We start from the raw sequence: 21,499 nt of genomic DNA, 5'->3' as shown, positions 1-21,499 counted from the left end.
CGCCAGCAGCGCGTGACCCGTTGATTCGAGCTCTACGCGCCTAACTATCTGCCATTCCAACCGGAACGAACCACACCTTAGAGGTCTCGGTTCGATCACACCTGCCGCCTACTTCTTCCAAAATCCGGACAAAGGGTTTGGTGAAAGATCCCTGCGAAACGGACTTGTTACACAACTATCGGGCAGGGGTGTCCGCATAGCGGACAGGTGGGGTGGAAAACCAGTTGCGTGAAACGGCGGAGCGGTCTCTCGACGCCGTGGGACGTCCTGACGCGCCGGTCAGACCGGTGCGAGGGGTCCGATAAGCCACGCATTCCAGCCACTTTAACAACCGGCCACAGTCCGCCGGGGCCGGAGCGAGGGACCTGATACAGGTTTATAGGGAAAACCCTCTACGGCCCTGACGGGCGCCCGCCGATTCCACGCCGAAAACGAAAGGGGCCCACCCGGTGGCACCGGGCAGGCCCCTCGCGTCCGTCACGTCCGCCGGCTCACGTCGGTCACGTCCGTCACGTCCGTCACGTCGTCACGTCCGTCACCTCAGTCACGCCGGTCGTCGGCTCGCGTCAGCTGTGCTTGGCCCTGCTGGCCGCGCGGGCGCGCTCGCGCTGGTCGAGGACGACCTTGCGGATGCGGACCGCCTCCGGGGTCACCTCGACGCACTCGTCGTCGCGGCAGAACTCCAGGGACTGCTCCAGGGAGAGCTTGCGCGGCGGGACGATCGACTCGGTCACGTCGGCCGTCGAGGACCGCATGTTGGTGAGCTTCTTCTCCTTGGTGATGTTGACGTCCATGTCGTCGGAGCGGGAGTTCTCACCGACGATCATGCCCTCGTACACCTCGGTGCCCGGCTCCACGAAGAGCACGCCGCGCTCCTGGAGGTTGGTCATCGCGAAGGCGGTGACGGCACCGGAGCGGTCGGCGACCAGGGAGCCGTTGTTGCGGGTCTGGAGCGGGCCGAACCAGGGCTCGAAGCCCTCGTGGATGGAGTGGCCGATGCCCGTGCCGCGGGTCTGGGTCAGGAACTCGGTACGGAAGCCGATCAGACCGCGGGAGGGGACGACGAACTCCATGCGGACCCAGCCGGAGCCGTGGTTGGACATGTTGTCCATCCGGCCCTTGCGGACGCCCATGAGCTGGGTGACCGCGCCCATGTGCTCCTCGGGCACGTCGACCGTCATCCGCTCGACCGGCTCGTGGACCTTGCCGTCGATCTCCTTGGTGACCACCTGCGGCTTGCCGACGGTCAGCTCGTAGCCCTCGCGGCGCATGGTCTCGACCAGGATGGCGAGCGCGAGCTCACCGCGGCCCTGGACCTCCCAGGCGTCGGGGCGCTCGGTGTCGAGGACGCGGAGCGAGACGTTGCCGATCAGCTCGCGGTCCAGGCGGTCCTTGACCTGGCGGGCGGTGACCTTGCGGTCCTTGACGGCCGCCTTGGCGTCGGCGCCCTTGCCGGTGCCGCCGCGGCCCACCAGCGGGGAGGTGTTGGTGCCGATGACCATGGAGATCGCGGGCTCGTCGACCGTGATCAGCGGCAGCGCGACCGGGTTCTCCGGGTCGGCCAGGGTCTCGCCGATCATGATGTCGGGGATGCCGGCGACGGCGCAGATGTCGCCGGGGCCGGCCTTCTCGGCCGGCTTGCGGGTGAGCGCCTCGGTCATCATCAGCTCGGAGATGCGGACGTTGCCGATGGAGCCGTCGCGCTTGATCCAGGCGACCGTCTGGCCCTTGCGCAGCTCGCCCTGCTCCACGCGCAGCAGCGCGATACGGCCGAGGAAGTTGTCGGCGTCCAGGTTGGTGACGTGGGCCTGGAGCGGGGCGTCGGCGTCGTAGGTCGGGGCCGGGATGTGCTCCAGGATGGTGGAGAAGAACGGCTCCAGGCTGTCGGAGTCGGCCGGGACCGTGCCGTTCTCGGGCTTGGTCAGGGACGCGATGCCGTCACGGCCGCAGGCGTAGACGATCGGGAACTCGATCTGCTCCTCGTCGGCGTCCAGGTCGAGGAAGAGGTCGTAGGTCTCGTTGACGACCTCGTCGATGCGGGAGTCCGGGCGGTCCGTCTTGTTGATGCACAGGATGACGGGCAGGCGCTGCTGGAGCGCCTTGCGCAGCACGAAGCGGGTCTGCGGCAGCGGGCCCTCGGAGGCGTCCACCAGCAGCACGACGCCGTCGACCATCGACAGACCGCGCTCGACCTCGCCGCCGAAGTCGGCGTGGCCGGGGGTGTCGATGATGTTGATCGTGATGGGGTCCCCGCCGTCCTTGGGGTGGTACTTCACCGCCGTGTTCTTGGCGAGGATCGTGATGCCCTTCTCACGCTCCAGGTCGTTGGAGTCCATCATGCGGTCGTCGACCGAGTCGAGCTGGTGGGCGGCGAAGGCACCGGCCTGCTTCAGCATGCCGTCGACGATGGTGGTCTTGCCGTGGTCGACGTGGGCGACGATGGCGACGTTGCGGATGTCGTGACGCGTAGTGGACGCGGCCATATTGAGGCGTACTCCCGGAGTGTGCGGACGGCTGCGCGTACGTCCTCGGTACGCGCGCCCTGCCGGGCTGAACACGCCACGGCCTCACCCCATGGTACGGGGCCGCCGAAGCAGCGGCCCCGGAGGACCTCAGGACGACGGGCTCGGCGAGGGCTTCGCACCCTCCGCGCCCTTCTTCAGGAAGCCCATGTCCTCGTACACCGGTGTCTGGAAACCGAAGGCGCCCACGTTGGCGAGGGTGCGGCGGGTGGCGACGAGCTGGGGGCGCTGGTAGAGCGGGATGGAGCCGGCGGTGGCCCAGATGCGGGCGTCGGCCTTGCGGACCAGGTCCTTCTCCTCGTCCTCGTCCAGGGTGGCGATGGCCTCGGCGAAGAGCTGGTCCACCTGGTCGGTGCCGACGCGGGTGTAGTTCTGCTGGACGTTCAGGGAGCCGTCGGCGGCCGGGACGGGCTTGGCGTAGACCGGGCGGGCGTCGGTGGCGGGGTAGGCGGAGCTGGGCCAGGAGTAGAGGGCGAGGTCGTACTGTCCGGCGGCGACGTGGTCGCGGAAGTAGCTGTCGCCGGGGACCTTGGTGATCTCGGTGGCGATGCCGACCGCGCCGAGCATGGCGGTGATCCGGTCGGCGACCTTGCTCAGTGTGTCGGAGCCGGGGCCGGAGGGCAGCACGAAGCGGAGCGTGAGCGGCTTGCCGTTCTTGGCCACCCGCGGCGCGGCTGCGGCGCCGGCGGGCGCGGCGCTGCCCTTGGGGGCGTAGGCGCCGGGGGCGCCGCCCTGCTTGGGGTGCTCCTGGGGGTACTGCCGGCCGTCCTGGGCGAGCTGCGGGGCGCCGTGTCCGTCCCCGCCGCGGGCCTTCTCCTTGTCCTCCCGCTCCTGCTTGTCCCCGGCGTCGTGCCCCTTGTTGTCCTCCGCGTGGTCGTCGACGCCGACGATGTACGTGCCGTCGCCCTTCTCGCCGCCGGGGGACTTCCCCGGCCGGGGCCTGGCCTTGTCGCCCTCGGCGCCGGCCGCCTTCTCACCCTTCTTCTGCTCCTTGACGGCCCCGGGCACCCAGCCCGCGTCCGCGAGCAGCGCCTTGGCCTCGGCGGTGTCCTGTCCGCCGAGCGCGTCGCTGTTGTCCGCGTAGGCCACCTGGCCCGACAGGGCGAGGTGGCTGCCGACCGGGATCGCGGGCAGGCCGAGCGGCTTCAGGACGATCTCGGCGAGTTCCTTGCGGTTCAGGGCGTGGGCCACCGCGTGCCGGACCCGCTCGTCGGCGAGGGGGCCGTCGGCGCCGTTGAGGGCGAGCTGGGTGAAGGCGGGCTCCAGGGACTTGCGCACCACGACGGTCTGCCGTGCCTGCTGCTGTTTCAGGGAGGCGCCCAGGGTGTCGGCGGGGTCGATGTCGGCCACGTCCACGGTGCCGGCGGCGAGGGCGGCGGCCCGCTTGTCGCGGGGCACCTCGTGCAGCACGATCTCGTTCAGTTTGGCCGGGTGGCCCCACCAGCGCGGGTTGCGGGTGAGGACGACGTCCTTGCTCTTGGTGTCGATCTTCTGCACGGCGAACGGGCCCGCGCTGACCTTGAGCTTCTTGCGGGCGCCGTCGTTGAAGGAGTTCGCGGTGGCGGTGACGTCCTTGGGGTACAGCGGCGAGAACAGCGACTTCCAGTCGGCGTAGGGGCGGGCGAAGGTGACCTTGACCTCCAGGTCGTTGGCGCCGCGCTCGACCTTCTCGATCCGGTCGTAGCCGGCGTTGCGCGCGGTCCAGTACGCGGAGTCCTTGCCGGACAGTGCGCGCCACTGGGCGGCGAAGTCGTCGGCGCCGATCTCGCGGCCGTCGCTCCAGACGGCCTGCTGGTTGAGCTTGTAGACGACGACCTGTTTGGGCTCGGTGTCGACCACCCGGGCGGAGTCGAGGTAGTCGGCGTCGCGCTGCGGGCGTCCGCTCGCGTCGATGCGGAACATGGCGGGCAGGACGGCCTGGGCGATCCGGGTGGTGCCGGCGTCGGCGTCGGCCTGGAAGGTGTTCAGGGTCTGCGGCATCGCGTCCACGGCCCAGCGCAGGGTGCCGCCGTCGGCGACCTGGGCTCGGGCGGCGTGTGCGACGTCCTGCTTGGCCAGCGGCTTGCTGCCCTTGTCGTCGGAGCCGCAGCCGGCCAGCAGGGGCACCGCGAGGGCGCCCGCGGTCAGGAAGGCGACCGAGCGCGTCACCGCGCGCGGCCCGACACCGTCGTACGACATCTGTAGTACCTCCGGTGAGCCGCTCCCGCCGGTGAACACGGGTGGCGACACGGTAGGGATATATGTAGGGATTGTTCACATTTGGCTGTATTTTGGTGCTGATCAGATCTATGGCCCCACTGAAGAGGAAAGGGTTCGTCTGTCGGAGGCGACACGACGGCGGAGACCTTCAAGGTCACCCGTGCGGAGCAACGCGCCTCCGGCGCGCATACAGCGCGTGCGGGTGCGCGGGTGGGTGTGCGCAGGGATGTGCGATCCGCCAATCGCTGCACATGCCTTCCCACCGACAGGTGTGACGCGCAACACTCGCAGGCGCATGAACGTTGCCGCCTAGGGCTCGACAGCCCATGGAAGTGAGGTCACGTCATGTCCGTGCACGACGACCTGACGTCGGTCCAGCGCAGCCTCGACGAGCTGCTGCGGTCGGTGGGCCGGCTGGAGCAGCAGCTCCGCGGCTCCCTGGAGATGCGCCGCGTCCGCACCGACGCCGACCACCTGCGCGAGAGCGTCGCGCTGCTGCGCGAGGCCTCCCAGGGCCCCGCCACTGAGCGCCGCCCCCTCGTCACCATCCCCGACACGCCCTACGACATGTCCCTGTGGACGGACTCGGACGACGAGGGACTCGGCGCCCGCGACCGCCACGCCCCCTGACCCGACCGACCGGAGTCCTTACGTGGCCACTGGTACGGAACCTCCAGGAACCGACACCCATCCCCCCACCCAACCGCCCCGCGGCGGCGTCCGCGCCCCGGCGCGGGCCGCGATCACCGCACCGCACCTGCGGACCGACCGCTGGTGGCTGGCGCCCGCCGTCACCGCGGCCGGCCTGTTCGCCTTCGTCGTGTACTCGACATGGCGGGCCTTCGCCAACGCCCACTACTACGCGGCCCCGTACGTCTCGCCGTTCTACTCGCCCTGCCTGGCGGAGAACTGCAGGACCATGCGGATGGGCCCCAACGCCGACCTCTTCGGCAGCTGGTGGGCGATCTCCCCGGCGATCATCATCCTGATCTTCCCGCTGGGCTTCCGCCTGACCTGCTACTACTACCGCAAGGCGTACTACCGCAGCTTCTGGGCGTCCCCGCCGGCCTGCGCGGTCGCCGAGCCGCACGGGAAGTACACCGGTGAGACGCGCTTCCCGCTGATCCTGCAGAACGTCCACCGGTACTTCTTCTACGCGGCGCTGCTGGTCGCGGCCGTGCTGACCTACGACACCGTGCTGGCCTTCCGGGACCAGCACTACCGCTGGGGCCACATGGGCCTGGGCACGGTCGTCTTCCTGGTCAACATCGTGCTGATCTGGGCGTACACGATCTCCTGCCACTCCTGCCGGCACATCGTCGGCGGCAAGCTCAAACACTTCTCAAAACACCCCGTGCGCTACAAGGCGTGGCAGTTCGTGGGCCGGCTCAACGCCCGCCACATGCAGCTGGCGTGGGCGTCGCTGCTGAGCGTGGCGCTCGCCGACTTCTACGTCTATCTCGTCGCGTCCGGCGTCTTCGACGATCCGCGCTTCTTCTAGGGCTAGTGAGGGACTGACTGATGTCCGTGGTGGACCGGCAGGAGTGGGACGTCGTCGTGGTCGGTGCCGGGGGCGCCGGGCTGCGGGCCGCGATCGAGGCGCGCGAGCGGGGCGCCCGTACGGCGGTGATCTGCAAGTCGCTGTTCGGCAAGGCCCACACCGTGATGGCCGAGGGCGGCATCGCGGCGGCGATGGGCAACGTGAACGAGCACGACAACTGGCAGGTGCACTTCCGTGACACGCTGCGCGGCGGCAAGTTCCTCAACCAGTGGCGGATGGCCGAGCTGCACGCCAAGGAGGCCCCGGACCGGGTGTGGGAGCTGGAGACCTGGGGCGCGCTGTTCGACCGTACGAAGGACGGGAAGATCTCGCAGCGCAACTTCGGCGGCCACGAGTACCCGCGCCTGGCACACGTCGGCGACCGCACCGGCCTGGAGCTGATCCGCACGCTCCAGCAGAAGATCGTCTCGCTCCAGCAGGAGGACCACCGGGAGACCGGGGACTACGAGTCCCGGCTGAAGGTCTTCCAGGAGTGCACCGTCACCCGGATCCTCAAGACCGTGCCCGACAGCGGCTCCGCCGCTGGCGAGCGTGTCAGCGGGGTCTTCGCCTACGAACGCGAGACGGGCCGTTTCTTCGTGCTCCAGGCGCCCGCGGTCGTGATCGCGACCGGCGGCATCGGCAAGTCGTTCAAGGTCACGTCGAACTCGTGGGAGTACACCGGCGACGGGCACGCGCTGGCGCTGCTGGCCGGGGCGCCGCTGCTGAACATGGAGTTCGTGCAGTTCCACCCCACCGGCATGATCTGGCCGCCGTCGGTGAAGGGCATCCTCGTCACCGAGTCGGTGCGCGGCGACGGCGGGGTGCTGCGCAACTCCGAGGGCAAGCGGTTCATGTTCGACTACGTCCCCGACGTCTTCAAGGAGAAGTACGCCGAGACGGAGGACGAGGCCGACCGCTGGTACGACGACCCGGACCACAACCGGCGCCCGCCGGAGCTGCTCCCCCGCGACGAGGTGGCCCGCGCCATCAACTCGGAGGTGAAGGAGGGCCGCGGCTCCCCGCACGGCGGGGTCTTCCTGGACGTCTCCACCCGCATGCCGGCCGAGGTCGTGCGCCGTCGGCTGCCGTCCATGTACCACCAGTTCAAGGAGCTGGCCGACGTCGACATCACGGCGGAGCCGATGGAGGTCGGACCGACCTGCCACTACGTGATGGGCGGCATCGCGGTCGACTCCGACACGGCGGCGGCGCGCGGGGTGCCGGGCCTGTTCGCGGCGGGCGAGGTGGCCGGCGGCATGCACGGCTCCAACCGCCTCGGCGGCAACTCGCTCTCCGACCTGCTGGTCTTCGGCCGCCGGGCGGGCTGGCACGCGGCCGAGTACGCGCAGGGGCTGGCGCAGGACCGGCCGCCCGTGAGCGACACCCAGGTCGACGCGGCGGCGGCGGAGGCACTGCGGCCGTTCTCGGCGGAGGCGGAGGATGTGGCCGGCCCGCCGGAGAACCCCTACACCCTTCACCAGGAACTCCAGCAGACCATGAACGACCTGGTCGGCATCATCCGCCGCGAGGCCGAGATGGAGCAGGCCCTGAAGAAGCTCGCCGAGCTGCGGGTACGGGCCCGCCGGGCCGGGGTGGAGGGGCACCGGCAGTTCAACCCCGGCTGGCACCTCGCCCTCGACCTGCGGAACATGCTGCTGGTCAGCGAGTGCGTGGCACGGGCCGCGCTGGAGCGCACCGAGTCGCGCGGCGGCCACACCCGCGAGGACCACCCGTCGATGGACCGCGCCTGGCGGCGAGTGAACCTGCTGTGCCGGCTGAGCGACCCGACCGGCTCCCTGGCGGCGACGGACCCGGTCCGCGGCCAGATCTCCCTCGCCCCTGAGACCACCGAACCCATCCGCCCCGACCTGCTCGCCCTCTTCGAGAAGGAGGAGCTGGTCAAGTACCTCGCCGAAGAGGAGCTGTACTGATGAGCAGCTACGAGGCCCGCTTCAAGGTGTGGCGGGGCGACGCGCAGGGCGGTGGCCTGGAGGACTTCACGGTCGAGGTGAACGACGGCGAGGTGGTGCTCGACATCATCCACCGCCTCCAGGCCACCCAGGCGCCCGACCTCGCGGTGCGCTGGAACTGCAAGGCCGGCAAGTGCGGTTCGTGCTCGGCGGAGATCAACGGCCGCCCGCGGCTGATGTGCATGACCCGGATGTCGGTCTTCACCCGGGAGGAGACGATCACCGTCACTCCGCTGCGGACCTTCCCGGTGGTGCGGGACCTGGTGACCGACGTCGGCTTCAACTACACCAAGGCGCGCGAGGTGCCCGCCTTCGTGCCGCCCGCCGGTCTCGGCCCGGGCGAGTACCGCATGATGCAGGAGGACGTGGACCGCTCGCAGGAGTTCCGCAAGTGCATCGAGTGCTTCCTGTGCCAGGACGTCTGCCATGTGGTGCGCGACCACGAGGAGAACAAGAAGGCGTACGCCGGCCCGCGCTTCCTGATGCGGATCGCCGAACTCGACATGCATCCGCTGGACGCGGCGGCCGAGACGGGCCTGGACCGCAAGCGCACGGCCCAGGACGACCACGGCCTCGGCTACTGCAACATCACCAAGTGCTGCACCGAGGTGTGCCCCGAAGGCATCAAGATCACCGACAACGCCCTCATCCCGCTGAAGGAACGCACGGTGGACCGCAAGTACGACCCGCTGGTGTGGCTGGGCTCGAAGATCAGAAGGCGGTCGTCACCGGCGTAGGCGCGGCGCTCAGGGGCGGACCCAGCCGTCGCGGTACGCGGTCCAGTCGTCCTCCGTGGCGGCGAAGTCGACGTACAGGGCGACGCCGAAGCGGAGGCGGTCCGGGTCCGTGCGGGACAGGCCGAGGCGGATGCCTCGGACCGCGGCGGGGACGGTCTCGGCGTGCGCCCAGTGGCCGAAGCGGTTCTCGTGGAAGAAGGGCAGGCCCATCAGCAGGTCGGTGGTCGGCGGGGTGACCTCCAGGGCGAGCGAGGTCTGCTGGGCGACATATCCGCCGTACAGGCTCGGCAGCGGCTGCATGGTGTCGTACGACATGACGGCGATCTGGTCCACGCGGCGGGCGACCTCGCCGAAGAAGGCCTGCGACCACCACTTGGGGTGGTTGGTGAGCGTGCCCCAGAGGGAGTGGAAGGCGGGGAGCGGGTCGATCTGGTGTGCGGCGACGGACAGGGGGACCTGATGCGCGCGGGTGACCGCGCGCAGGGCGTCGAGCAGGTCCAGGTAGTGGCGGTCGCCGGAGTGCAGCGGCTCCAGGTCGAAGTGGGCGCCGTCGAAGCCGGTGTCCAGGATCCGGCGGGTGGAGTCGACCACGGCTGTCCGTGTCTCCGCCCGCTCCAGCCGCAGCCCGTCGGGGCTCTCGGTGGCCAGCTGGTCGCCCAGCCAGGCCTGCACACGGACACCGGGCAGCGCCCGGTGCACGGCGCCGATCAGCCAGGGGGCGTTGCGGTAGGCCGAGGGCGGCAGGGTGCCGTCGTGCTCGAGCGGGCCGGCGTGCACGTACAGGTCGCGGATGCCGGTCCCGCGCAGCCGCTCGGCGAGCGCCGCCACATCGGCGTCCTTCTTCCGTCCGTCCACCCAGGCGTGCCCCAGCCAGATCGCGTCCTGCCCCCTGGTGTACGCCCCGCCGGCCGGGTCCCCCATGTAGTTCACCCGCAAGGCCGTCTCGGCGGCGAGGAGGGGAAGGAGCAGGGCGAGCACCAGGGCGAGGGCGCCACGGCGGAGCCGACGCAGACGGCGGCGGGCGGGGGTCCTGTCCTTCTTGCCGCCTGGCGGCTGCGGCTCGGTGCCGGTCTCCGTCTCCGGATGCGGCTCCGCGTCCGCCGTGTCCGGCTCCGCCTTGTCCATGTCCGGCTCCGCCTCGTCCGTGTCCGGCTCCGCAGTCGGTCCTCTGTCGGTGGCGTGTTCCATGCCCTTGTCCCCTCCCGCGTCGCGCTGTCTCGGCCGCCCCACCGGTGACGCAGCCCCGCTCGCGCGCCTGTGCGGGCGGTCATACGCTCCCAAATGTGACGTCACCCCAGCTCCGCGCGGCCCCGCCCCGGCGCGCGACCGCGCGTCGGTCCGGGCGGGTGGCGCGCGCCGTGCTGGGTGGCACGGCGGGAGCCGTGTGGCTGGTGCTTCCGGTGATGACGATCAACGGCGGCGGCGCGGTTGCGCTCCCCCGGGCCGGCCCGGTGGCCGCCGCCCCCGCACCGCGGCAGGACGAGTCGTCGGCCTCCGACCTCGTCCTGCCGCTCATCGCCGTGGGCACCGCCGTCGTGCTCACCGGGTACGGGTACGTACGGCGCACCCGGCGGGCCAGAACCCGTACGACACCCGGCGGTGGCTCGGGGGGCGGACCGGCCCCGCCGCCCGGGCCGTCGCCGGGCGCCGCGCTGGAGGAGCGGGCCCGTGACGCGCTCGTCCTGGCCGACGACTGCGTGCTCACCTGCCGTGATGAACTCGGCTTCGCCGAGGACCGGTTCGGCGCAGCGGCCGTCGCCCCCTTCGCCCGGGCCGTGCGGGCAGCCGAGACGGAACTGGCGGCCGCCTTCGGGATGCGCCGGCGCTACGACCACGGTCTTCCGGCGGACGCCGCGGGCCGGCGGCAGGCGCTGGCCGGCATGATCGGGCGCTGCGAGGAGGCGGGTCGGCTGCTGGACGCGGCGGCCGACGGCTTCGACGCGTTGCGCGGTCTCCAGCAGGGTGCGGGTGAGGCACTGGAGGTCGCGGAGGCACGGTTCCGGGAGCTGACCGGGCGCACGGGGGCGGCCGGGCCGGTGCTCACCGCGCTCGGCGAACGGTACGGGCCTCAGGCCGTCACCTCCGTCACGGGATACATCGAACAGGCCAAGGACCGGCTGGTGTTCGCCACGGCCCGGCTCAACCAGGCGCGGCAGACGGCGGACTTGGGCTCCCCTGCCGACGCCGTCCCGCATCTGCGGGCCGCCGAGGGGGCCGTCGCACAGGCCGGGGTGCTCGTGGGCGCCGTCGAGCGGCTCGCCATGGAACTGTCGTCCGCCGCCCGCCTCGTACCGGCGGCGCTGACCGGCGCGGAGGCCCACCTCGCACGGATCCGGCCGGGCACCGAGGCCGCCGCCGCCCGGCTGCACGGAGGCCCGGGCCGCACGGCGGTGACGGCGCCGGGGCCGGGCGACTCGTCCGGGGGGCCCGTGCCCGGCGGCCCGCCCGGCACCGCGCCGGACTCGGGCGCCGACGGGGGTCCGGCCTCCTCGGAGCGAGCCCGTGCCGAAGAGCCGGCCGCCTCGGGCAGGGCTCCGGCCGTCGTGCCGGGGGGCGTCGGCGCGACGGGTACGGGTGCGGGTGCACCGGAGGCGCCACGGCCGTCGGAGGCACCGCGGGGCGCGGGGGCGGCTTCCGAGGTGGTTCCCGTCGATGTTCCCGTCGGGGAGCTGCGGGCGCAGCTCAAGCATGTGGACCGGGTGCTGGCCGGTGTGCGGGAGGAGCTGGTCGCCGGGCCGTACGATCCGCTGGACGCCCTGCGGCGGATCGTCCGGGCGGTCGCGCCGGTGCCGGGGGGCGGCGGGCGGGCCGGGGTGCTCTCGGCCGCCGCGGAGCTCGTCGCGCGCAGCGCCACCGCGGGCGCGGCGGACTTCGTCACCACGCACCGGGCCGCCGTGGGCGTCGCCGCCCGCACCCACCTGGCGGAGGCGCGGCGCCTCCTCGGCTCCGATCCCGAGGCCGCCGACAGCCTGGCCCGGCAGGCCCGTCACCTCGCCGAGCAGGACGTACGCGTGCACGGCAACCCGTACGCCGGGGACGCCGAGCCCGCCGCCGGGATCGCGGGCGCCGTGCTCGGCGGCGTCCTGCTGGGCGAGGAGCCGGACGGCGGGCCGCCGGCGGGCTTCGGCGGGCCGCACACCCGGGGTCGGTGGCGCCCGTCGGCGTAGGTCTTGCGCGGCCGCCGGGGGTTCGCCGGCGGCTCAGAACAGGCTCAGCAGTGCCTCCGCCGGGTCGGTGAGGGTGTTCTCGCCGTCCGGGAGGGGGAGTTCGAACCAGACCGTCTTGCCGCGCGGGGTCCGCCGGGAGCCCCAGGCGGCGCTGAGCAGGCCGACGAGTTGCAGGCCCCGGCCGCCCTCGTCGGTGTCGCGGGCGCGGCGGCGGCGCGGCTGGACGAGCCCGGAGTCCCACACCTCGCACACCAGGGTGCGGTCCAGCAGCAGCCGGAGTCTGATCTCGCCCTCGCCGTAGCGCAGGGCGTTGGTGACCAGTTCGCTGACGAGGAGTTCGGTGGTGTCGACCAGCGGTTCCAGGTCCCAGGCCAGCAGTTGGGCGCGGGCGTACTCGCGGGCACGGCCGACGCTGCGCGGCTCGCGGGGCAGGGTCCAGTCGCCGACGGACTCGGCGGGCAGTCCCTGGACGCGGGCCATCAGCAGCGCGATGTCGTCCTCGCCGTGGTGGCTGCCGAGGGTGTTCAGGACGTGGTCGCAGACGTCCTCCAGGGGCCGGCCCGGGTCCGTGAGCGCCCCCACGAAGGCCTGGAGGCCCTCGTCGAGCGGGTGGTCGCGGGACTCGACCAGGCCGTCGGTGTAGAGGGCCAGCAGGGCGCCCTCGGGGAGTTCGACCTCGACCTCCTCGAAGGGTTCGCCGCCGACGCCGAGCGGCATGCCGGGCGGGACGTCCAGCATCAGCGCGGGCTCGCCGGGCTCCACCAGGACCGGCGGGAGGTGGCCGGCGTTGGCGAACGTGCACCGCCGGGTGACCGAGTCGTAGACGGCGTAGACGCAGGTGGCGAGGTAGACCTCGGAGAGGTCGGCCTCGCGGGGGCGGCGGGCGGCGCGGGTGGCCTGCTGGACACCTCCGGGCGCGCCGAGGCCGCGGGCGATCTCGTCCAACTGGGAGAGCACCTCGGCCGGTTCGAGGTCGAGCAGGGCCAGGGTGCGCACGGCCGTGCGCAGTTCGCCCATGGCGACGGCGGCGCGCAGGCCGCGGCCCATGACGTCGCCGACGACCAGCGCGGTGCGGTGGCCGGGGAGTTCGATGACGTCGAACCAGTCGCCGCCGACCTCGCTGGGCCGGCCGGTGGCCGCGTTGCCGGGCAGGTAACGGCAGGCGATGTCCAGTCCGGAGGCCTCCGGGTCGCCGGGCGGGAGCAGGGATCGTTGCAGTATCAGCGCGCGCTCGTGTTCGCGCCGGTAGAGGCGGGCGTTGTCGATGCAGACCGCGGCGCGTGCGGCGAGTTCGACGGCGAGGGCGCGGTCGCGGTCGCCGAACGGCTCGCTGCCCTTGGCCCGGGCGAACTGCGCGAGTCCTACGACGGTGTCGTGGGCGACCATCGGGACGGCCAGCGTGGAGTGCACCAGGCCGCCCTCCTCGCCCGGCACGATCTGCGGCCGGGCGGTGCGCAGAGCGTCGGCGCACCGGGAGTTGAAGGCGAAGTGGTGCACGGCGCCGACCTCGACGGGCTCGCCGGTGCCGGTCAGGGGTGCCCCGGAGACGGCGCTGGCGAAGGCGACGCGGCGCAGTTCGGCGCTGCCGTCGGCGAGGCCGGACGGGGTCTCGTCGCCGGCCAGCAGGCCCTGGTAGAGGTCGACGGTGGCGAGGTCGCAGAAGCCGGGGACGACGACGTCGAGGAGTTCTCGGGCGGTGGTCTCCAGGTCCAGGGAGTTGCCGATGCGGGCGCCCGCCTCGTTGAGCAGGGCGAGATTGCGCCGCGCGGCGGCGGCCTCGCGGGCGGCGGCGCGCCGGGCGGTGATGTCGGTGCCGAGCCAGGCGATGCCGATGGGGCGGCCGCTGCCGCTGTGCACGCGGTAGAGGTTGATGGACCAGTGGCGGCGTTCGTCGGAGCCGGGGACGAAGCCGGTGACGTGCATGTCCGTGATGGACTCGCCGTTCTCCAGCACCCGGCGCAGGGTCGCCGAGACCCGGTCGGCCTCGGCCCGGGGCAGGTAGTCGTGCACGCCCTTGCCGCGGTGGTCGTCGGGCGTGCCGCCGAAGATGGAGGCGAAGCGCTCGTTGGCGCGGCGGACCCGCAGGTCGGTGTCGATGAGCAGGAAACCGAAGGGGGATTGGCCGAAAATCGACTGGGATGCGGCGAGGTCGGTCTCCATCCTCCGCAGGATGTGCACGTCGACGACGATGCAGACGGCGGCCTTGTCGCCCTCGGCGGTGCGGGTCGGCATGACGTACACCTCGGCGAGTCCGCTCGGGCCGCGTTCGGTGCGTACGGCGGTCCCGTCGTCGGCCGGGGCCGGCAGCCGGAAGGGGACGACGCCGGTCCACTCCCGTCCGTCGAGGATCTCGGCCATCTTGCGCTGGCCCTGTTCCCGCTGGTCGGGGTCGATGAACGCCTCGATGGGGTCCATGCCGACGGCCTGCTCGGCGGGAATGCCGAACAACTGCTCGGCGCGCAGGCTCCACTGGTCGACGTGGCCGTCGGGGCCGATGGAGAAGGACGCGACCTTGATGTAGTCGTAGATGGAGCCGGGCGGACTGCTCTGCCACATCGCGTCCGCGGGTGGCGCCATCTCGTCGGTGGCACCGCCGCCCGCGGCCCCCGTCCTCGCGCCGTCCGACGGGTCCTCGGACTCCGTGGCCTTCGCTGGTATCTCGCTCACGCGAACCGTCCCCTCCAGCTCACCGCGTCCGGCACCGGTCACCGGGGGCGGCTGCCCGCAGTATCCAGCACTACGGCGCCGCGCAACACGGTGTTCACGATCACAGGACCATCCCGATGCTTTTCGGTCCGGCCTGTGACAACACAATGAGTCTTCTAACCAGGCGACACCCCGTCGAATCCCGTTGCGGCGAGCGTCCGCGCCGGGCGGGCGAACACCCGCCACGAACACGGCCGCGGACGGCCGCCGCGGACGGCCGTCACGAACACCCACGACGGGCGCCCGCCGTTGACGGCCGTCAGGGACTCCCGTCAACGGCTTGTGCCGGCACCGCCAGTTCGAACCAGACCGTCTTTCCGGTGTCGTCCGGCCGGGTTCCCCAGCGGCGGGAGGCGGACGCGACCAGTTGCAGACCGCGCCCGCTCTCGTCCTCGGGGCGGACCGGACGTTCGCGGGGCAGGTCGGGCAGTGGGTCGGAGACCTCGACCAGCAGCACGTGGGGCAGGCCCGGCGGGCGCACCAGTCTCACCCCGATGGGGCCGCTGGCGTGCCGCAGCGAGTTGGTGACCAGCTCGCTCACCAGCAGGGCCGCGATGTCCTGGACGCTGTCCAGCTCCCAGGTGCGCAACTGTCCCCGAACGGCGGCGCGAGCCGTGCGCACCACACCGGGTTCCGCGGGAAACGTCCACTCGGCGCAGTCGCCCTCGGTGTCGATCACGCCGATCACTTCCCAGGCCAGCGAGCCCTCATGTCCGGTTTCATGGGGTTAATGGGCACATACCCGATATCCAGTGCCCAGTACCGCCCCCGACGGCAGCCTGCTCGGCGGTTCACGCATCCGGTGGGGCGGCGCTCAGACGCGGGAGGGCGGCCCGTACGGCGGGGACGTCCTGGTCCAGCCAGGGCACGGTCCAGATGTCGGACGGCGTGAGCCAGCGGAGTTCGTCGTGATCCTCGAGAGGGGCCGGGGCGGCGGAGCCCGGGCACAGATGTGCGGTCCACACGTGGAGTTCGTAGGGCGGTCTCAGCGGCCAGCTGCCCGGAATCCGCTCGACGGCCTCGGCCTCGACGCCGAGTTCTTCCCGCAGTTCACGCACGAGAGCGGCCTCGGGCCGCTCACCCGGCTCGACCTTGCCACCGGGCAGTTCCCAGCGGCCGGCCAGCTCCGGGGGTGCACTGCGGCGGGCCGCGAGCAGGCGGCCGCCGTCGAGCAGGGCGGCACCCACCACCACGATCCGTTCGGTCATGCGCCGGAGCCTACGGGAGGCGGCCGGGGTCGGCGTGGGCCAGTGGTCGGCCGGTGGTGTGCAGGTGGTGGGGTCAATCGTCGGTGGTGGTGTCCGTGGGGTTGGAGCTGTCCCCCACACGTTCGACCCAGTAGAGCCGGCGGTGGCCGCGGCTGTCGAGGCTGTCGGCGATCTTCTGCGCCTCGGCGCGGGTGGCGTACCTGCCGACGCGGTAGCGATTGCCGTTGTCGTCCTGGCGGACGACGAGCCAGGGAAGAGTGATCGTGCCGTCGTTCATTCCCGCCCCACTGCTCCTTCCCGCCCTACGGGTCCGCGCCCGCATCCGGCTCGCGGTCCCCACCGCGCCCCGCCGCCGGGGAAACCGCAATACGCATATGCCCGAGCCTACGCCCTACCTTCACGCAGCGAACACGGCTTTTCACAAAGAGGTAGGCAACCGGCCAGTACGCAGGGGGCGCACGATGCCGAACACGCCGCCCGGGGGCCTGGCCACGCACGGTCAGCGACGCGCCGCGGTCCCTTCGGGCGACACTGACGACCTGCGAGAACGGCCGGAATCCAGCGCCCGCCGGACGAGGCGCGGGGCGGTCTGCGGGCCCAGGCGCGTACGAGGCACCCGCCGCGGAGCGCACGACGGCGCGGACCGGCTCCCCACACGGACCGACTCCTCACCGCAGACGGCCCCTCGCACAGACTCCCCGACACGGGCCGCCTCGCCCAGCACGGGCCACCTCGCCCAGCACGGGCCAGCTTCCCCCGGCGCGGCTCGGCGCCCCCATCGCGGGTCCACTCCCGCGCGCGGGCCGACTCCCCAGCGCGAACCGGCTCCCCCGCGCGGGCCGGTTTTCCGTGTGTGCGGGAGTGAGGTGCGGCCGGCTGGTGGGTTACTTCACCGGGAGGTGGTAGGCGACCCGGTAGCGGTCGGCGGGGATCACCACGTCTGCTGTCTCCACGGCGCGGCCGGAGGCGTAGAAGGTGCGCTGGATCACCATCACGACGTGGCCCGGGACGCCGCCCAGGGTGAGCAGTTCCTCGGCAAGGCCGGGGCGAGCGCCGACCTCCTCGGTGACGTTGTCGACGATGACGTCGATGGCGCGCAGGCGCTCGACGACACCCATGCCGCCGAGCGGTCCTTCCTCGGGGAGCATCACGGGCGTGCGGCCGGTGAGGGCGAGCGGCTCCCAGGAGGTGGAGAGCATCATCGCCTCGCCCGCGTCCCGGAAGACGTACTTGGTGCACATCACGCGGTCACCTGGCTTGATGCCGAGCCGTTCGGCGATCGCGCCGCTCGCCTCGGTCTGCGCGCTGTGCGACTCCCAGGTGCCACGCGCCTCGGCGGCCGCCTGCTCCTGCCGGAACGGGGTGGCCCCGGCGGCCGGCCGGAACCCGGAGCGGGCCACCCGGCGCGGCACGGGCCGCTCCCGCACATACGTCCCCGAACCGGAGCGGCCCTCGACCAGCCCCTCGGCCATCAGCACCTTGCGGGCCTCCAGCGCGACCGTGTCCGAGACGCCGTACTCCTCGCGGATCCTCGCCTGCGAGGGCAGTCGGGTGTGCGGTGCCAGCTGACCGTCGACGATCTTCTTGCGGAGGTCACCCGCGACACGCAGATACGCCGGCTGCTCACCGAAAGTCACTGGCCACTCCCATCAGGTTGTACAGACAGCAACAGCGTGGCAACCGTGGGTTGTAACGTGCAAGCGAAGGCCAGAGAATCACTCGATGTGATGACTTGTGGGGCCGCGAGGCATCGTCCAGGCACTTCATCCCCGCTCCGGACGTTGTCACACCTGTCCGTCCACGCGCTCTGCCGTGCCCGGCCCGCTGCCACCATCACGGAAACTCCGAGCGATGGCGCAGACCCGGCCCATAGCCTTGCTCACAGTGACGGGTGAGGGGTGACAGAACTTCGGGGAAGCGGGGGTACCGCATGCAGGTGTCCGAGGTGACCCCTCCGGGCGGTCAACGGGCTGACGGCGCGCTGGGCGGACCACGCGGGCGACGGCGACAGCGACCACGGCACCGTGTTCTCCGCCGCCGGAGTGTGGCCACTGCCGGCGTTCCTGGCCTACGACGCCGGGGGCGCGGCACGCACGGAGCTCGCCGGTGCCGTGGGCCTGCCCGCTGATCAGGCGGCCGCCCACGCACGGGAGTTGTTCGGCGCGCTCGACGTCCTGCGCCGCCCCGCACCGCCACACCCGCGTGGTGCTCGCCGCGGGCCGGGTCACCGACCCGGAGCCGCTCCCCGAGGAGCCGTGGGAGGACCGAGTGCGCGACGGGTGACGGAGGGGGAGCCGGGCGTGCCGCGTGGCCCTCCTGCCAGGGCGGCGGCGGGCCCGCACGCTTACCCTGCGCACATGACACCTCTGCCGGACAGATACTGCCCCACCGACGGCAGCCGCGTCCCCGGTGACTCGCTCGCCTGGTGCTGCCCGTCCTGCCGCGGCCCCCTGGACCTCGACTTCGCCCCCACCCCCGCGCCCCTGAAGTCCCTCACCGGACGCGTGAACTCGCTGTGGCGGTACGCCGAGACGCTGCCGCTGTCGTCGCCCGGCGTGTCCCTGGGCGAGGGCCGCACCCCGCTCGTGGAGCTGACGGACAGGGTGTCGGCGAAGCTCGACTACATGATGCCGACGCTGTCGTTCAAGGACCGGGGCGCGGTGATGCTGGCCGAGCTGGCGCTGCGGGCCGGGCCGCGCCGGGTGGTCGCGGACAGCAGCGGCAACGCGGGCACGGCGATCGCCGCGTACTGCGCCCGTGGGCGGCTGCCGTGCACGGTGTACGTCCCGCTGGGCACGTCCGCGAAGAAGCTGGAGCAGATCGAGGCGCACGGCGCCCGGGTGGAGGTGGTCGACGGCGACCGGGAGGCGGCGGGCGCGGCGGCGCGCCGCGCCGCGGACGAGCCGGACACCTTCTACGCCTCGCACGTCTACAACCCCTACTTCCTGCACGGCACCAAGACGTACGTGCACGAGCTGTGGGAGGACCTCGGCGGGCGGCTGCCCGACGTCCTGGTCCTGCCGGTGGGCAACGGCACGCTGCTGCTCGGGGCGGCGCTGGCGGTCGCCGAGCTGTACGGGGCCGGACTGCTGGACCGGCGTCCGGCGCTGTGGGCGGTGCAGGCGGCGGCGGTGGCCCCGCTGGCCCGCGCCTGGGAGGAGGGCGCGGAGGAGCTGACCGGGACGACCCCCGTGGCCCCGACCCACGCGGAGGGCATCGCCATCGCCCGGCCGCCCCGGGCCCGTCAGATCCTGCGCGCGGTCCGGGACTCGGGCGGCACCTTCCTGACCGTCACCGAGGACCAGATCCGCCACGCCCAGCTGGACCTGGCCTCGCGCGGCCTGTACGTCGAGTCCACGGGCGTGGCCTGCTGGGCGGCCGTACGGGAGGGCGCGCTCGGCGGCAGGTCGGCGGTGGTGCCGCTGTGCGGGGCGGGGCTGAAGTCGGGGCTCGCCCGGGCGTGACCGCACACCGAGGCGGGATTCTCGCACGGGCGTGACGGCACTCCGGGGTGCGGAGGCGGAGCCTGGGCTCAGTCGTCGAAGACGGTGGCGCGGGCGCGCTTCTCCCAGGCGGCAACGTCGCCGCGCACCTGGTCGAGGTGGTCGAGGACGCCGGTGACGCCGTCGTCGCCCAGGGGCAGCCGCAGCGGGGTGTCGTCCGACTCCAGGGCCGCGAGGATGAGCTCCGCCGCCTTCACGGGGTCGCCGGGCTGGGTGCCGTCGCCGCCGGAGACGAACGCGCGGGTCTCGCCCACCTTGGCGTACACCCCGCTGTCCGCGCTCACCCCGGCCCGCCCGGTGCCGAACAGGGAGGTGCGGAAGGCTCCCGGCTCGACGATCAGCACCTTGACGCCGTACTCGGCCACCTCGTCCGCCAGCGCCTCCGACATGCCCTCCAGGGCGAACTTCGTCCCGCTGTACGCCCCGAAGCCCGCGAAGGACATCTGCCCGCCCACGCTGCTCATCTGCACGATCGCGCCCGAGCGCCGCTCGCGCATGTGCGGCAGCACCGCGCGGGTCAGCGCGGCCGGACCGAAGACGTGCAGGTCGAACAGGTCGCGCAGCTCCTGGTCGGTGGTCTCCTCCACGGCGCCGACGTGGGTGCGGCCGGCGTTGTTCACCAGCACGTCGATCCGGCCGTGCCGGGCCACCACGTCCCGTACCGCGGCCTCGTCGGCCGCCGTGTCGGTGACGTCCAGCGTCAGCGCCTCCATCTGGTCGGGCCGCGCGGCCACCAGGTCGGCCAGCGTCTCCGGCCGCCTGACCGCGCCCACCACCACGTCTCCGGCGGCGAGGGCGGCCTCGGCGATCGCCCGTCCGAAACCGGCGCCCGCCCCGGTGATCAGCCACACCTTGTTCATGACCCCTCCTGGGTTCCTCTGCCGGGTTCCCCGGGTCCCCCGGGTTCTTCGGGTTCTTCGGGTTCTTCGTCCGGGCACCAGCGTCGGGCCCGGACCGGTGGTGCGTCCAAGACCCGGCGTGATAACCGATGGTTATGACAGGGGACGTGCATGTACGAGATCTGCGCTACTTCGTCGCGGTGGCCGAGGAGCTGCACTTCACACGGGCCGCCGAGCGCCTGTACGTGTCCCAGCCCGCGCTGAGCAAGCAGATCCGCGCGCTGGAACGGCAGCTGGGCGTGGACCTCTTCGAGCGCCGGCCGCAGGGTGTGGCGCTCACCGAGGCGGGCACGGCGCTGCTGCCCCACGCCCGACGGGTGCTGGACGCCTGGGCGGAGGGCGCCGGCGCGGTGGAGTCGGCGCGGGCGGCGCTGCGGGGCACGCTGGTGGTGGGCATGAGCACCAGCCCGGGGCGCGGCGGGCTGCTGCCGGCGATCCGCTCCCGCTTCACGGCCGCACGGCCCGGGACCTCCCTCAGACTGCGGCAGGTGAGCTGGGAGGACCCGACGGCGGGCCTGGCGGAGGGGGCCGTGGACGTCGCCTTCGTATGGCTGCCGCTGCCGGACCCCGAGCGCTACGGCTGGACGGTGGTCGCCGAGGAGCCGCGGCTGGTCGCGCTGCCCGAGACGCATCCGCTGGCCGCCCGCGCGGAGGTGGACTTCGCGGACCTGGCCGGACTTCCGTTCCTGGCGCTGCCGCGGGCAGCCGGTCCGCTGCGCGGCCACTGGCTCGCCCTGGACGCCCGCGGCGGCACCCCGCCCGTGGTCGGCGCTGAGGTGGCGAGCACCGAGGAGACGTACGAGGCGCTGGTCGCGGGGCTCGGTGTGTGCCTGGTCGCGGCCGGCAACGCGCCGCTGATCAGCCTGGGCGGGGTCACCACCCGGCCGGTGCGCGGCATCGGGCCGAGCCGCTACGCGCTCGCCTGGCGCCGCGCGGACGCCGACCGTCCGCTGGTGCGCGCCTATGCGCAGGCCTGCCGGCTGGCCGCGGAGGGCGGCTGAGACACCGGCCCGGGGACCGGCTGAGGCTCCCGCCCGGGAACCGT

Annotated in this window: 16 protein-coding genes; 7 read left to right on the top strand and 9 right to left on the bottom strand. The window is 72.6% G+C overall.

Annotated features, from left to right (window positions below; translation table 11 throughout):
* Nucleotides 1–566 precede the first annotated feature (566 nt).
* A complete protein-coding gene (gene typA, locus R2S09_RS08500; RefSeq protein WP_306189494.1) occupies nucleotides 567–2,483 on the bottom strand; it encodes a translational GTPase TypA in 1,917 nt (638 codons plus the stop codon).
* Between the two features lie 129 nt (nucleotides 2,484–2,612).
* Nucleotides 2,613–4,700, bottom strand: a complete 2,088-nt coding sequence (locus R2S09_RS08495; RefSeq protein ID WP_316740310.1) for an ABC transporter family substrate-binding protein — start codon at nucleotides 4,698–4,700, stop codon at nucleotides 2,613–2,615.
* A gap of 366 nt (nucleotides 4,701–5,066) precedes the next feature.
* On the opposite strand from R2S09_RS08495, the gene R2S09_RS08490 reads away from it, so the two are divergent.
* Genes R2S09_RS08490 through R2S09_RS08475 form a run of 4 tightly spaced genes read left to right on the top strand, consistent with a single transcriptional unit; the run spans nucleotide 5,067 to nucleotide 8,971 of the window.
* Nucleotides 5,067–5,351 carry a hypothetical protein gene (locus R2S09_RS08490; RefSeq protein WP_306189496.1) on the top strand — a complete coding sequence of 95 codons (285 nt, stop codon included), beginning with the start codon at nucleotides 5,067–5,069 and terminating at the stop codon, nucleotides 5,349–5,351.
* A 22-nt stretch (nucleotides 5,352–5,373) separates the two neighbouring features.
* A complete protein-coding gene (locus R2S09_RS08485) occupies nucleotides 5,374–6,222 on the top strand; it encodes a hypothetical protein (protein ID WP_306189497.1) in 849 nt (282 codons plus the stop codon).
* A 20-nt stretch (nucleotides 6,223–6,242) separates the two neighbouring features.
* On the top strand, nucleotides 6,243–8,195 hold the full coding sequence (locus tag R2S09_RS08480) for a fumarate reductase/succinate dehydrogenase flavoprotein subunit (protein WP_316740309.1): 1,953 nt from the start codon (nucleotides 6,243–6,245) through the stop codon (nucleotides 8,193–8,195).
* On the top strand, nucleotides 8,195–8,971 hold the full coding sequence (locus R2S09_RS08475) for a succinate dehydrogenase/fumarate reductase iron-sulfur subunit (RefSeq protein ID WP_316740308.1): 777 nt from the start codon (nucleotides 8,195–8,197) through the stop codon (nucleotides 8,969–8,971). Before R2S09_RS08480 ends, R2S09_RS08475 begins: the two co-directional genes overlap by 1 nt.
* A gap of 9 nt (nucleotides 8,972–8,980) precedes the next feature.
* On the opposite strand, the gene R2S09_RS08470 is transcribed toward R2S09_RS08475, so the two are convergent.
* Entirely contained in the window at nucleotides 8,981–10,159 is a 1,179-nt protein-coding gene (locus R2S09_RS08470) for a glycoside hydrolase family 18 protein (protein ID WP_316740307.1), read from the bottom strand.
* A 215-nt stretch (nucleotides 10,160–10,374) separates the two neighbouring features.
* Here R2S09_RS08470 and R2S09_RS08465 point away from each other — a divergent pair, with 215 nt between their 5' ends.
* Nucleotides 10,375–12,138 (top strand): hypothetical protein, encoded by a 1,764-nt coding sequence (locus tag R2S09_RS08465; protein ID WP_316740343.1) that lies wholly within the window; start codon nucleotides 10,375–10,377, stop codon nucleotides 12,136–12,138.
* Nucleotides 12,139–12,171: 33 nt separating this feature from the next.
* Here R2S09_RS08465 and R2S09_RS08460 read toward each other — a convergent pair whose 3' ends face one another.
* The 5 genes from R2S09_RS08460 to R2S09_RS08440 all read right to left on the bottom strand — a co-directional run bounded on the left by R2S09_RS08460 (nucleotide 12,172) and on the right by R2S09_RS08440 (nucleotide 17,689).
* Nucleotides 12,172–14,805, bottom strand: coding sequence for a SpoIIE family protein phosphatase (locus tag R2S09_RS08460; protein ID WP_316740306.1), 2,634 nt, complete (start codon nucleotides 14,803–14,805; stop codon nucleotides 12,172–12,174).
* 298 nt (nucleotides 14,806–15,103) lie between these two features.
* Complete coding sequence (locus R2S09_RS08455) at nucleotides 15,104–15,532, bottom strand: ATP-binding protein (protein ID WP_306189502.1); 429 nt, start codon at nucleotides 15,530–15,532, stop codon at nucleotides 15,104–15,106.
* A 103-nt stretch (nucleotides 15,533–15,635) separates the two neighbouring features.
* Nucleotides 15,636–16,052: a (deoxy)nucleoside triphosphate pyrophosphohydrolase gene (locus R2S09_RS08450; protein WP_306189503.1), complete on the bottom strand. Its 417-nt coding sequence runs from the start codon at nucleotides 16,050–16,052 to the stop codon at nucleotides 15,636–15,638.
* A 73-nt stretch (nucleotides 16,053–16,125) separates the two neighbouring features.
* Entirely contained in the window at nucleotides 16,126–16,329 is a 204-nt protein-coding gene (locus R2S09_RS08445; protein ID WP_306189504.1) for an SPOR domain-containing protein, read from the bottom strand.
* A 607-nt stretch (nucleotides 16,330–16,936) separates the two neighbouring features.
* The gene (locus tag R2S09_RS08440; protein ID WP_306189505.1) at nucleotides 16,937–17,689 is read right to left on the bottom strand and encodes a GntR family transcriptional regulator; all 753 of its coding nucleotides are present in this window, start codon (nucleotides 17,687–17,689) and stop codon (nucleotides 16,937–16,939) included.
* 720 nt (nucleotides 17,690–18,409) lie between these two features.
* Here R2S09_RS08440 and R2S09_RS08435 point away from each other — a divergent pair.
* Nucleotides 18,410–19,516, top strand: coding sequence for a pyridoxal-phosphate dependent enzyme (locus R2S09_RS08435; RefSeq protein WP_316740305.1), 1,107 nt, complete (start codon nucleotides 18,410–18,412; stop codon nucleotides 19,514–19,516).
* A gap of 68 nt (nucleotides 19,517–19,584) precedes the next feature.
* On the opposite strand, the gene R2S09_RS08430 is transcribed toward R2S09_RS08435, so the two are convergent.
* Nucleotides 19,585–20,415, bottom strand: a complete 831-nt coding sequence (locus tag R2S09_RS08430; RefSeq protein WP_306189507.1) for an oxidoreductase — start codon at nucleotides 20,413–20,415, stop codon at nucleotides 19,585–19,587.
* A gap of 128 nt (nucleotides 20,416–20,543) precedes the next feature.
* Here R2S09_RS08430 and R2S09_RS08425 point away from each other — a divergent pair, with 128 nt between their 5' ends.
* On the top strand, nucleotides 20,544–21,455 hold the full coding sequence (locus R2S09_RS08425; RefSeq protein WP_316740304.1) for a LysR family transcriptional regulator: 912 nt from the start codon (nucleotides 20,544–20,546) through the stop codon (nucleotides 21,453–21,455).
* Nucleotides 21,456–21,499: the final 44 nt, after the last annotated feature.

The sequence above is a fragment of the Streptomyces sp. MK7 genome (genome assembly GCF_032658145.1).
GTDB classification, from domain to species: Bacteria; Actinomycetota; Actinomycetes; order Streptomycetales; family Streptomycetaceae; genus Streptomyces; species Streptomyces spiralis.
The sequence above is the reverse complement of the archived record's forward strand: the minus strand, read 5'-3'. Positions and strand labels throughout refer to the sequence as shown.

Coding starts and splice junctions, on each gene's coding strand:
- typA (WP_306189494.1), bottom strand. CDS start 2,483: ATGGCCGCGTCCACTACGCGTCACGACATCCGCAACGTCGCCATCGTC.
- R2S09_RS08495 (WP_316740310.1), bottom strand. CDS start 4,700: ATGTCGTACGACGGTGTCGGGCCGCGCGCGGTGACGCGCTCGGTCGCC.
- R2S09_RS08490 (WP_306189496.1), top strand. CDS start 5,067: ATGTCCGTGCACGACGACCTGACGTCGGTCCAGCGCAGCCTCGACGAG.
- R2S09_RS08480 (WP_316740309.1), top strand. CDS start 6,243: ATGTCCGTGGTGGACCGGCAGGAGTGGGACGTCGTCGTGGTCGGTGCC.
- R2S09_RS08475 (WP_316740308.1), top strand. CDS start 8,195: ATGAGCAGCTACGAGGCCCGCTTCAAGGTGTGGCGGGGCGACGCGCAG.
- R2S09_RS08470 (WP_316740307.1), bottom strand. CDS start 10,159: ATGGAACACGCCACCGACAGAGGACCGACTGCGGAGCCGGACACGGAC.
- R2S09_RS08465 (WP_316740343.1), top strand. CDS start 10,375: ATGACGATCAACGGCGGCGGCGCGGTTGCGCTCCCCCGGGCCGGCCCG.
- R2S09_RS08450 (WP_306189503.1), bottom strand. CDS start 16,052: ATGACCGAACGGATCGTGGTGGTGGGTGCCGCCCTGCTCGACGGCGGC.
- R2S09_RS08445 (WP_306189504.1), bottom strand. CDS start 16,329: ATGAACGACGGCACGATCACTCTTCCCTGGCTCGTCGTCCGCCAGGAC.
- R2S09_RS08435 (WP_316740305.1), top strand. CDS start 18,410: ATGACACCTCTGCCGGACAGATACTGCCCCACCGACGGCAGCCGCGTC.
- R2S09_RS08430 (WP_306189507.1), bottom strand. CDS start 20,415: ATGAACAAGGTGTGGCTGATCACCGGGGCGGGCGCCGGTTTCGGACGG.
- R2S09_RS08425 (WP_316740304.1), top strand. CDS start 20,544: ATGGTTATGACAGGGGACGTGCATGTACGAGATCTGCGCTACTTCGTC.